This is a genomic window from Streptomyces sp. cg40 (assembly GCF_050320165.1).
GTDB lineage: Bacteria > Actinomycetota > Actinomycetes > Streptomycetales > Streptomycetaceae > Streptomyces > Streptomyces hokutonensis.
Genome location: NZ_CP190128.1, coordinates 1,645,781 through 1,656,695, shown reverse-complemented (window position 1 = coordinate 1,656,695; position 10,915 = coordinate 1,645,781). Strand labels below are relative to the sequence as shown.

11 protein-coding genes, 1 tRNA gene and 1 pseudogene are annotated in these 10,915 nt (G+C 71.5%); 6 read left to right on the top strand and 7 right to left on the bottom strand.

Translation table 11 applies throughout. The features are described 5' to 3' along the window. Window positions 1-72 precede the first annotated feature (72 nt). A tRNA-Trp gene (locus ACQHII_RS07395) sits at window positions 73-148 on the top strand. A gap of 16 nt (window positions 149-164) precedes the next feature. On the opposite strand, the gene ACQHII_RS07390 is transcribed toward ACQHII_RS07395, so the two are convergent. From ACQHII_RS07390 to ACQHII_RS07375, 4 genes are all read right to left on the bottom strand, one after another. Then, window positions 165-1,007, bottom strand: a complete 843-nt coding sequence (locus tag ACQHII_RS07390) for a hypothetical protein (RefSeq protein ID WP_427918486.1) — start codon at window positions 1,005-1,007, stop codon at window positions 165-167. 69 nt (window positions 1,008-1,076) lie between these two features. Beyond that, a complete protein-coding gene (locus ACQHII_RS07385) occupies window positions 1,077-2,051 on the bottom strand; it encodes an acyl-ACP desaturase (protein WP_427918485.1) in 975 nt (324 codons plus the stop codon). 215 nt (window positions 2,052-2,266) lie between these two features. Beyond that, window positions 2,267-3,043, bottom strand: a complete 777-nt coding sequence (gene ddaH, locus ACQHII_RS07380) for a dimethylargininase (protein WP_427918484.1) — start codon at window positions 3,041-3,043, stop codon at window positions 2,267-2,269. Window positions 3,044-3,178: 135 nt separating this feature from the next. Then, the gene (locus ACQHII_RS07375) at window positions 3,179-4,801 is read right to left on the bottom strand and encodes an ABC-F family ATP-binding cassette domain-containing protein (RefSeq protein ID WP_427918483.1); all 1,623 of its coding nucleotides are present in this window, start codon (window positions 4,799-4,801) and stop codon (window positions 3,179-3,181) included. Between the two features lie 338 nt (window positions 4,802-5,139). Between ACQHII_RS07375 and ACQHII_RS07370 the strand changes: the two genes are divergently transcribed. Further along, the gene (locus tag ACQHII_RS07370) at window positions 5,140-5,964 is read left to right on the top strand and encodes an isocitrate lyase/PEP mutase family protein (protein ID WP_427918482.1); all 825 of its coding nucleotides are present in this window, start codon (window positions 5,140-5,142) and stop codon (window positions 5,962-5,964) included. 10 nt (window positions 5,965-5,974) lie between these two features. On the opposite strand, the gene ACQHII_RS07365 is transcribed toward ACQHII_RS07370, so the two are convergent. After that, on the bottom strand, window positions 5,975-6,391 hold the full coding sequence (locus tag ACQHII_RS07365; RefSeq protein WP_427918481.1) for an SsgA family sporulation/cell division regulator: 417 nt from the start codon (window positions 6,389-6,391) through the stop codon (window positions 5,975-5,977). Between the two features lie 242 nt (window positions 6,392-6,633). Here ACQHII_RS07365 and ACQHII_RS07360 point away from each other — a divergent pair, with 242 nt between their 5' ends. The 3 genes from ACQHII_RS07360 (at window position 6,634) to mmpA (ending at window position 8,697) form a co-directional block, all read left to right on the top strand. Continuing rightward, window positions 6,634-7,728, top strand: a complete 1,095-nt coding sequence (locus tag ACQHII_RS07360; RefSeq protein WP_427918480.1) for a WD40/YVTN/BNR-like repeat-containing protein — start codon at window positions 6,634-6,636, stop codon at window positions 7,726-7,728. 55 nt (window positions 7,729-7,783) lie between these two features. Further along, a complete protein-coding gene (locus ACQHII_RS07355) occupies window positions 7,784-8,473 on the top strand; it encodes an endonuclease V (RefSeq protein WP_427918479.1) in 690 nt (229 codons plus the stop codon). Window positions 8,474-8,559: 86 nt separating this feature from the next. Then, on the top strand, window positions 8,560-8,697 hold the full coding sequence (mmpA, locus tag ACQHII_RS07350; RefSeq protein ID WP_200709604.1) for a morphogenic membrane protein MmpA: 138 nt from the start codon (window positions 8,560-8,562) through the stop codon (window positions 8,695-8,697). Between the two features lie 221 nt (window positions 8,698-8,918). On the opposite strand, the gene ACQHII_RS07345 is transcribed toward mmpA, so the two are convergent. Both ACQHII_RS07345 and ACQHII_RS07340 read right to left on the bottom strand, forming a co-directional pair. Beyond that, window positions 8,919-9,134: a hypothetical protein gene (locus ACQHII_RS07345; RefSeq protein ID WP_427918478.1), complete on the bottom strand. Its 216-nt coding sequence runs from the start codon at window positions 9,132-9,134 to the stop codon at window positions 8,919-8,921. A gap of 146 nt (window positions 9,135-9,280) precedes the next feature. Continuing rightward, a complete protein-coding gene (locus tag ACQHII_RS07340) occupies window positions 9,281-10,459 on the bottom strand; it encodes a saccharopine dehydrogenase family protein (protein ID WP_427918477.1) in 1,179 nt (392 codons plus the stop codon). Window positions 10,460-10,550: 91 nt separating this feature from the next. Between ACQHII_RS07340 and ACQHII_RS07335 the strand changes: the two are divergent. Next, window positions 10,551-10,843, top strand: a pseudogene (locus ACQHII_RS07335) (hypothetical protein). The last annotated feature ends 72 nt before the right edge of the window (window positions 10,844-10,915 follow it).

Here is a 10,915-nt window from a genome sequence, read left to right as displayed (position 1 = left end):
AGTTCCCCCGATGGTTCATTGGTACCAGGCCGCACTGACATCGGGCCAAGGCATTACGCTCTGGCCCCAAGGGCGGGGTCGTAGCGCAGAGGCAGGCGCACCGGTCTCCAGAACCGGGGCACGCTGGTTCGAATCCAGCCACCCCGCCCCCCTCACGGTCCGGCTCAGGCGATCGCGCCCGCCGTCACCACCAGTTCCGCCGCGTTTCCCTGGAACGTGTCGATCAGCTGCGCCAGCACCGCCCAGGCGTCCTCGCGGTCGGCCAGGTGGTCGCGCACCAGCGGCCGTAGCGCGTCCTCGGCCTCGCCCAGGCGCGTGGGGAACAGCAGTTGACCTGTGGAGAGCATGTTCAGCACGTGTGACGCGGGGCCCCATGCGGTGGCGTAGTCGGCGGGGCCGTCCAGTACTCCGGCCTGCTCGACCCGGTGGGTGAACTTGCGGTGCGTGCCGAACTGCGCGCGCAGCGCGGGCGGGCAGTCCGGGCGTATCGCCAGTGCCCAGCGCGCGTAGCCGGGCAGTGGACGGTCCCGGTCCGCCTCGGTGACCGCCTGCCAGTCGGAGCGCTCCAGGACCATCGACGCGGCCGTCCGCGCGGCCTGCATGGAGGTGCCCTCGCGCAGGGCGCCGACCAGGCCGAAGCGGGTGAAGTCCTCGGGCACCGGTGGTTCGTCCTCCCGGCGTACGCTCCGGCCGATGGTCAGCGGCCCCTTGGCGGTGGGGCCGAACGGCACGCCCCGTGCGATGGCGCGCAGCATCGCGTTGTCCGCGGAGACGTGCCGCCAGACCCACTCGTTGAGCTCCGGATCGTCCTCCTCCAGGACCCACAGCAGCACGGAGGACGGGACCGCCGTCCTCGTCCAGGACCAGAACGAAGTGGTGTCGTGGGCCTCGGGAAGCCGCTCTTCCGCAGGCAGGCCGATCCGCCGCCGTATCCGCTCGGCGTCCCCGCTGTCGATCAGGCCCAGCAGAAAGCCGACCGCCGCCCCTGACGTGCTGTTGTCACGCATGGCGGCATGATGCCGCAGCCGGGCCGGGTCCCGCACCGGCGATTCGCTCGCCGGGCGGTCGCGGGTCGGTCAGGCGCTCGCGCGGGCCGCCATGCGGGCCTTGCGGGTCGCCAGCTTCTCGTCGAACTTGGACGCCTCGGAGTCGAGGCCGCCCATGTAGAGGCCGATCTCCTCCTGGGCGCGCTGTCCCTCGGGGCCGAGACCGTCGATGTCCATGACCTTCAGGAAGCGCAGCACGGGCTGGATGACGTCGTCGTGGTGGATGCGCAGGTTGTAGACCTCGCCGATGGCCATCTGGGCGGCGAACCGCTCGAAGCCGGGCATGCCGTGACCGGGCATCCGGAAGTTGACGAGGACGTCGCGCACGGCCTGCATGGTGAGGTCGGGGGCGAGCTCGAACGCGGCCTTCAGGAGGTTGCGGTAGAAGACCATGTGGAGGTTCTCGTCGGTCGCGATGCGGGCCAGCATGCGGTCGCAGACCGGGTCGCCCGACTGGTGGCCGGTGTTGCGGTGCGAGACGCGCGTGGCCAGCTCCTGGAAGGCGACGTACGCCACGGAGTGCAGCATCGAGTGCCGGTTGTCCGACTCGAAGCCCTCGCTCATGTGCTGCATACGGAACGCTTCGAGCTTGTCCGGGTCGACCGCGCGGGAGGCGAGCAGGTAGTCCCGCATGACGATGCCGTGCCGGCCCTCCTCCGCTGTCCAGCGGTGCACCCAGGTGCCCCAGGCGCCGTCGCGGCCGAACAGGGAGGCGATCTCGTGGTGGTAGCTGGGGAGGTTGTCCTCGGTGAGGAGGTTCACCACGAGGGCGATGCGGCCGATCTCGGTGACCTTGGACTGCTCCTTGTCCCAGGCCTCGCCGTCCTCGAAGAAGCCGGGGAAGTTGCGACCGTCGCTCCAGGGCACGTACTCGTGCGGCATCCAGTCCTTGGTGACCTTGAGGTGCCGGTTGAGCTCCGTCTCGACGACTTCCTCCAACGCGTACAGCAGCTTGGCGTCGGTCCAGACTGCGGGGCTGCCGAGGTGCGGGGAAGTGATCGTCACGGGGACTCCAGGGGGACGTGGTGCAAATCTGAACAAACCGGCGAGCGGTGCCGGGGTCTGTGCAACTTACGGAATCGTAGGCTACGAAACCGTAGGTTACGAGACCGTAGGTTAAGGGTGCTGTAAAGATCGCTGTTCAGGCACTGTCACCGGGGAATCCCGAACCACGTCAGGACCGCAGGTCCCGGCGCCGAACGGGTGGTCCGTTCACCCGGTCAGGCGTACAGGTCCCGGAGCCGGACCGAGAGGCACGTCACACAGCCTTCGAGTTTCTCGAACTCGCTGATGTCCACGACGACCGGCTCCAGGCCGAGGTCGGCGAGCAGGTCGGCCGTCTTGGGCGCGCTCGCCGCCATCAGCAGCTTGTCGCCGCCGAGCTGCACCACATGCGCGCCGGCCTCCTCGGGCACCGACAGGAAGCGCGGGAACAGCGCGGGCCGGTCCACCTTCGGGATGTGCCCGAGCACGGTCCCGTCGGGCAGCGCGGTGACCGCCGACTTCAGGTGCAGCACCTTGCTCACGGGGACGGCGACCACACGCGCCCCGAGCGGCTCGAACACGGCCCGCAGCTGCTGCACACCGGCCGCGTTCGTCCGCCCGCCCCGGCCGACGTAGATCGTGTCGTCGACCTTGAGGACGTCGCCGCCCTCCAGGGTGCCCGGTTCCCAGACCCAGTTCACCGAGCAGCCGAGCCGGGCCACCGCCTCCTCGACCCCGCCGGTCTCCTCGCGCCGGGACTCGGCGCCGGGCCGGGTGATCAGCGCCACGTTCTTGTACATGACGACCGCGTCCTCGACGAACACGGAGTCGGGGAAGTCGTCGGCGGGCTCCACCTCGATCGTCTCCCAGCCGTGCGTGCGCAGCGCCTGGACGTACGCCTCCCACTGCTCGACGGCTTGCTCGACGTCGACCTTCTCCCGCTCGATGTGCGTGACCAGCCCTTCGGCCAGGCGCGGGCTGGGGCGGCGGACGAGGGCCTTGTGGCTGGGCACGAGCGGGACTCCGTATCGGCGGGATCGTTTCCGGTGCCGGCATCGCGGCGCCGGTTGGCCATCATGCGTCACCCGTCCGTGCCGACAAAACCCCTGCCGTGAGGCTGTGGCCCTCCTGAGATGCGCCGCCCCGTCCTACACCGGGTGTTCCACCTCCTCCGGAGTGATCGTCTTCAGCTCCCCGTCCAGCAGCAGCCAGCGGGTGACGCCGATGGACTCCAGGAACGGCAGATCGTGACTGGCCACGATCAGCGCGCCCTCGTAGGACTCCAGCGCCGTGGTGAGCTGCCGGACGCTGGCCATGTCGAGGTTGTTCGTCGGCTCGTCCAGCATCAGCAGCTGCGGGGCGGGCTCCGCCAGCATCAGCGCGGCCAGCGCGGCCCGGAAGCGTTCGCCGCCGGACAGCGTCGCCGCCTTCTGGTCGGCGCGGGCGCCCCGGAACAGGAAGCGGGCGAGCCGCGCCCGCACCCGGTTGTTGGTGGCGGCCGGCGCGAACCGGGCCACGTTCTGCGCCACGGTCAGTTCGTCGTCGAGGACGTCGAGCCGCTGCGGCAGGAACCGCAGCGGGACATGCGCGCTCGCCTCGCCCGACACCGGCTCCAGCTCCCCGGCGATCGTCCGCAGCAGCGTCGTCTTGCCCGCGCCGTTGCGCCCGATCAGCGCGATCCGCTCCGGGCCGCGCAGATCGAGCCCGCCGGACACCCGCGCGCCGTGGGCGAGTTCGAGGTCCATGAGGGTCAGGACCGTACGGCCCGGCGGTACGGCCGTGTACGGCAGGTCGACGCGGATCTCGTCGTCGTCCCGTACGGCCTCCACCGCCTCGTCGAGCCGTTCCCTCGCCTCGGTGAGCCGCTCCTCGTGCATGATGCGGTGCTTGCCCGCGGACTCCTGCGCCGACCGCCTGCGCGCCTGCATGACGATCTTCGGCTCGCGCTTCTGGTCGTACATCTTCTGCCCGTACCGCTTGCGGTGGGCCAACTTGACCTGGGCGTCGACCAGTTCGCGTTTCTGTTTGCGGAAGTCGGCCTCGGCGACGCGCACCATCCGTTCGGCCGCCTCCTGTTCGGTGGCGAGGGCCTCCTCGTAGGCGGAGAAGTTCCCGCCGTACCAGGTGATCCCGCCGGAGCGCAGATCGGCGATCTGGTCGACGAGGTCGAGGAGTTCGCGGTCGTGGCTGACCACGATCATCACTCCCGGCCAGGACGCGACGGCCGTGTACAGCCGCTTGCGGGCGTACAGGTCGAGGTTGTTGGTCGGTTCGTCGAGGAGCAGGACGTCGGGCCTGCCGAGCAGCAGCGCGGCCAGCCGCAGCAGTACAGACTCGCCACCGGACACCTCGCCGATGGTGCGGTCCAAGTCGATGTGTCCCAGGCCGAGTTCGCCGAGTGTGGCGAGGGCCCGTTCCTCCACGTCCCAGTCGTCGCCGAGCGTCTCGAAGTGCTCCTCGGCGGCGTCACCGGCCTCGATGGCGTGCAGGGCGGCCCGGCGCGCGGCGATGCCGAGGGTCTCGTCGACGCGCAGGGCGGTGTCGAGGGTGACGTTCTGCGGGAGGTGTCCGACCTCGCCGGCGACCCGCACCGTGCCGTCGGCCGGGGCGAGTTCGCCCGCGATCAGCTTCAACAGGGTTGATTTCCCTGATCCGTTGACGCCGACGAGACCGGTCCTGCCGGGTCCGAAGGCGACGTCGAGGTCTTCGAGGACGGGGGTGCCGTCGGACCAGGCGAAGGAGAGGGACGTACAGGTGACGGAAGAACTCATGCGGGCCTCGTGGGTGCTCGATGGGGTCGGGGCAGACGCGTTGCGAGACACCGCGGGGCGGGAGGCTGGTCCCGGAGGGCACGGAGAAGGCCCTGTTCCGGAGGACGGCTCGGACGCCGAGGTCGAACACGACGGACACACCCCAGGGGTGTGTGACGCGGTGTCTCAGAACCTCAGACGAGCAACGTCCTTCTCCAATCGACGGCAACAGGACCGGGAGAAACGCTACGGAGGGCCGCCAGTACCTGTCAACGCAATTGAATCGGCGCCCCGGACCGACACATCGAAGTCGGATTCCTGCCAGCCGACGGGTGCCCGCGACTGCTTGAGTGGGCCGTATGACGAACCAGAACACTCTCCGTGACCGGGCGCTGGCCTTCCGCGCGCTGCATGTGCCGGGGCGTCCGCTCGTCCTGCCGAACGCCTGGGACGCCGCGAGCGCCCGTATCGTCGAGGACGCGGGCGCGCCGGCCGTGGCGACCACCAGCGCGGGTCTCGCCTGGGCCCTGGGCGTCCAGGACGGCGACCGGCTGGACCTGGACCGGTCCATGGCAGCGGTCGCCCGCATCACCTCGGCCGTGACCGTGCCGGTGAGCGCCGACATCGAGACCGGCTTCGCGAAGGACCCGGCGGGCGTCGCCGACACGGTCCGCGCGGTGCTCGCGGCGGGTGCCGTGGGGGTGAACATCGAGGACGCGCTCTACGGCGGTGAGGGCGTCCTGCGCCCGGTCGCGGAGCAGGCCGAGCGCATCGCCGCCGCCCGGGAGGCCGCCGACGCGGCGAGGGTGCCGCTGTTCGTCAACGCGCGCATCGACACGTTTCTGCGGGGCGCCGGGGGAATGGACGCGACCCTGGAACGGGCCGACGCCTTCCGGGCCGCGGGCGCGGACGGGATCTTCGTCCCCGGGGTCGTCGAACCGGGAACGGTCAAGGAACTCGCCGACGGGATCGTCGGTCCGCTCAATGTGCTGGTCGGCCCCGGCGCACCGCCGGTCGCCGAACTGGCCGCGCTGGGCGTCGCCCGCGTGAGCGCCGGCTCCAGCGTCGCGCTGGCCGCGTACGCCGTGGTCCGCCGTGCCGCGCGGGAGCTGCTGGACACGGGTACCTACGACGAGGTGGCGGGAGGCCTGGACTACGGAGAGCTCAACTCGCTGCTGGGGTAGGGGTGTCGGCTCAGCAGGCGTCCCGCATCAGCTCGGCGAGGTCGTGGTCCAGGTCGAGCTGGAGGTGTTCGAGACCGACCGGGACCAGCTCGCCGGTGGCCCGCAGGAAGCGGCGGATCTCGGTCGAGCGGACATGCACGACGGCGGTGCCCTCGGGGGCGTGGAACTCCAGGACGGTGCGGTCGAAGCCGTAGGGCCGCACCCGGACGTCGCCGTGGCCCTCCGCGCCGTGCAGACCGGCCGCCAGGAGTTCCCGGGCGAAGGTCCAGCAGACCTCGACGCCCTCCAGGGTGGCCGGCGCCGGGAAGGTCATCCGGACGGCGAAGGGGTCGCGGCGGTCGTAGTGCAGGGTGGCTGGAATGCTCGGCATCCGCGGTGCGGCGGCGACGAGACGGGCCTCTACGGGCTGCTCGATTGCGATGGACAAGGCCTTGCTCCCTCGGGTGACGGTGGCGCGGACTGCGGTGACGACCGGACGGACTCCTGAAAACACTCCGGAGCGGACCGCCGAGTGGATGGGTCCGCACTGGAAGAGACGCCGGAACGAGCCAATCCGTGCACATGAATTTCCAGTGACCTCTGTCACCGTCGCCCATATGCGCCCAAGGTGGGCGTGGGCCATCTGGACGGCCTCCTGGGAGTGGGCTAGCTTCGCCCGCCATGAGGCGCATGGGGAACACGCGACGGGTGGGACGTACGTACCGCAGAGCTGCGGCCGGGGTGATGTGCGCGGCGGCGCTGGCCGCGCTGACCGCCGTACCGGCGCAGGCACGGGAGACGGCGCACCGGGCGCCGCACTGGGAGCTCAAGGACAGCGGGGCCGCCGGTGTGCGCTTCCGGGGACTGTCGGCGGTCAGCCGGAACACCGCGTGGGTGGCCGGTACCGCGGGCACCGTGCTGCGCACCACCGACGGCGGGGCGAACTGGCGGAACGTCTCGCCGCCCGGCGCGGCCGACCTCCAGTTCCGGGACATCGAGGCGTTCGACGCGCGCCGCGCGGTGGTGCTGGCGATCGGCGAGGGCGAGGCGTCCCGCGTCTACCGCACCGACGACGGCGGGACGACCTGGACGGAGTCCTTCCGCAACACCGACGCGAACGCCTTCTACGACTGCATGACCTTCTTCGACAGCCGCCTCGGCCTCGCGATGAGCGACCCGGTGGACGGGAAGTTCCGCATCCTGTCGACCGGTGACGGCGGCCGTTCCTGGAAGGTGCTGCCCAACACCGGGATGCCGGCCGCGCTCGACGGCGAGGCGGGCTTCGCGGCCAGCGGCCAGTGCCTGGTGAGCTCCGGTCCCCGGGACGTGTGGCTGGCCACCGGCGGGGGTGCACGCGCGCGTGTCCTGCACTCCGCCGACCGCGGCCTCACCTGGACGGCGACCGACACACCGATCCCGGGCGGCGACCCCGCGCGCGGGGTCTTCGCGCTCGCCTTCCGCGACCGTACGCACGGACTCGCGGTGGGCGGCGACTACAACGCCGACCAGCCGTCACCGCTCGCGGCGGCCGTCACCGGCGACGGCGGCCGCACCTGGGCTCCCGCCACGACCCCGCCGCCCGCCTACCGCTCCGGCGCTACCTGGCTGCCCCACAGCCGCTCCACCGCCCTCGCGGTCGGCCCTACCGGCACGGACGTCACGACCGACTCCGGCCGCACCTGGAAGACGGTCGACACCGGCTCGTACGACACCGTGGACTGCGCTGCCGACCTGGGCTGCTGGGCGGCGGGGGAGAAGGGGCGCGTGGCGCGGCTGGAGGACTGACGGTTCCCGGCCGGCACGTCCCGCCGCCGGAGATCCCCGTACGCTCGGCACCACCATGACGACCGTACGCATTCCCGCGGGCTGGCCCGCGACCGAGGAGCAGGCCCGCGCAGTCCAGGACGAGTTGCGCGAGCGGGTGGTGACCGACGAGGCGGGACCGCCGCCAAGGACCGGCCACGTCACGGGAGTCGACGTCGCCTACGACGACGAGCGGGACGTGGTGGCGGCAGCGGCGGTCGTGCTGGACGCGGCGGACCTCACCGTCGTCGCCGAGGCCACCGCCGTCGGCACGGTCTGGTTCCCGTACGTGCCGGGCCTGCTCGCCTTCCGTGAAATCCCCACGGTGCTGGCCGCGTTGGAGGCACTGTCGTGCCCGCCGGGCCTGGTCGTGTGCGACGGCTACGGCCTGGCCCACCCGCGCCGCTTCGGCCTCGCCAGCCACCTCGGCGTCCTCACCGGCCTGCCCACGATCGGCGTCGCGAAGAACCCCTTCACCTTCACCTACGACGACCCGGGCGCCCCGCGCGGCTCCGTCTCCCCGCTCCGTGCGGACGCCGAGGAGGTCGGCCGCGCGCTGCGCACCCGCGAGGGCGTGAAGCCGGTCTTCGTCTCCGTCGGCCACCGGGTGACCCTCGACAGCGCCTGCGCCCACACCCTCGCGTTGACCCCGGAGTACCGCCTCCCGGAGACGACCCGCAGGGCCGACGCCCTGTGCCGGCGGGCACTGCGGGAGGCGACCGCCTGAGTACGTGGGGCTCGTCGCTTCTGAGTACCTGTTCTGAGTACTTGTACGGATGTGGCCGCGCCCCGGTGATCGGCAGGCTGTGCCGCATGACAACTCACCGTTCCCCGAAGCCCGTTGCCCACCCGAGCCAGCCGATCGAGCGTGCCGTGACGATCGCGCTCGTCCTGTCCGTGGCAGCGGGCCTCGCCTGGATCGGCGGGATGATCTACACGCTGTGGCCGTGAGCCGGGCGGGCGTACCGGGGCGGGAAACCAACGAGCCCCACACCGCAACAACCGGTGTGGGGCTCGCACTTGAGCGCCGGGCAGGCCTTGCACCTGCATCTCCCCGCAGGAAGCGGGACGTCTTTCCTTGGACCACCAACGCGTAACCAGGCTCCGGGTGTTCCGGCGACCGGCTCGTGATCAACTATAGACCATCCCGAGGGGCACTTCGAACTCCCCGATCAGCGGGGCCGTTTCGGGGCTCGGCGTTCCGCGTCGGCGTGCCACCAGCCCGGCGGGGACGGGCCGACCGCCTTGGCCGTGCGTTGGTCCGGATGCAGTCCGAGGTGTCGTAGCGCGTCGGCGCGCACCCGAACGTCGAACCAGCCGTGCCAGTGGCCGTCGGGCTCGATGCCGCAGGCCAGACCCCAGCTCAACTCGTCCTCGGCGAAGGGCATCCAGTCGATGCCGCGCTCACGCAGTCAAGCGCGCGTGGCCGCCCACGGAGAGGGGCGGCCGGGCAGGTTCTCGTAGGCCGCGACGGTGATCCAGTCGGTGTTCGGCGTCTCCATGGCGTCCATCGTGGCACGGGGAGCCGGCATCCTCACCGGATCGCCGCCACCCGGAACACGATGCCCGCCGCGCGCAGTCGCTCGATGAGGGCGTTGCCCATTGCGGTCGCCGTTGTCACCTGGCCCGCGGTGGGCGGGAGTTCGTCGAGGGACAGGGAGAAGGCCGCTTCGGCGAACATCTTGGCCGTCTCGTCGTAGCCGGGGTCGCCGCCCGCGACCTCGGTGAAGACGCGTCGGCCGCCGCCCTCGCCGACGAACTTCACGGAGAACCAGCTCTTGGCGCGCTTCTCCGGGCTTGGTCCGTCGCCGGGCTTGAGTCGGTCGGACAACCAGCGGCGGGCGGGCGGGAGTTGAGCGGCCGTGGCCAGGGCGCCGACCGCCGTGACACCGCCGAGCGCCACGGGCAGGTGCCGTACGGCCGCGTAGTGGCGGTAGCGGAAGTCGGGGCCGTAGCGGTCCAGGGCCTTCGCGGATCGTTGGACGATCTGCGGATCGATGGTCGGCAGGGGCACCGCCCAGGAGCCGACCTCTCCGGCGAACCGCGGTGCCCCGGCGGGCGCGGTGGCCCGGCGTCCCACCAGTCGCGGTTCGTGGCGCCGCCGGTCCCGCGCGGCGGCCAGCACCTGCCTGCCGCGGCCGAGTTGGGTCAGTGCCGTGGCGAACGTACCGCCGGAGAACATCGCGTCGGCGGTCACGAAGCCGTCCACCGTCAGAGGCACCCCCTCCGGCAGCTGCTGGACGGTGAAGTACGCGCCCAGGTCGTGCGGAACCGAGTCGAAGCCGGCCGCGTGCACCAGGCGGGCGCCGGTCTCACGCGCGCGTGCGTCGTGGCGGACGTACGTCAGGTCGACGAACTCCGGCTCGCCGCTGAGGTCGAGATAGTCGGCACCCGTGTCCGCGCAGGCGGCGACCAGGTCCTCGCCGTAGCTGACGTAGGGGCCGACCGTCGTGGCCACCACGCGCGCGTGCTCGGCGAGTTCGCGCAGCGAGGCCGGGTCTGCGACGTCGGCGCGCAGGACGCCCACCGCCGTGCCGCCGGGCAGCCGTTCGCGCAGCCGCTTCAGTTTGAGTTCGTCGCGGCCGGCGATCGCCCAGCGCAGTCCCGCGGGGGCGTGGGCGGCGAGGTACTCCGCGGTGAGCGCGCCGACGAAGCCCGTGGCTCCGAAGAGCACGATGTCGTAGGGACGGTCCGTCCTGTTCAGCCTGCTCATGACACTCCTGGGTCCCGCAGCCCGCGCCGCTGTCGGTGGCTGAGGCTAGCGTGAAGAGTGCGGAGCCCGACGACGAGCCCGGAGGTATCAGGTGGCCGTGCCCAGGAACGCCCTGAAGAAGTGGGCGAAAGTACGAGAGTTCGCCCTCGGGCTGCCGGGCGTAGTCGAGGCCGAGCGGCGGAGCCGGGTATCGATACCGCCCCTGGGGCGGGAGCGTCGCGAAGGTCAGTGAGAACGTGTTCGTCCTCCTCGGCGTCGACGACGGCAGCCACCCCCTCGCCGCGCAGGGCGTCCCGGCTGCTCTGCGACTGGGTGGAGGAGAGCTGCCGCGCGATCGCCCCGAAGCGCCTGACGGCCGAACTGGACGCGGACGGCCGTGGCTAGGGGCGGCCGACGGCGGTACTTTGACTAAGCGCTTGCTCGCCGAGGCCTTGTGTCGAGTGCAACGCGTTCCTA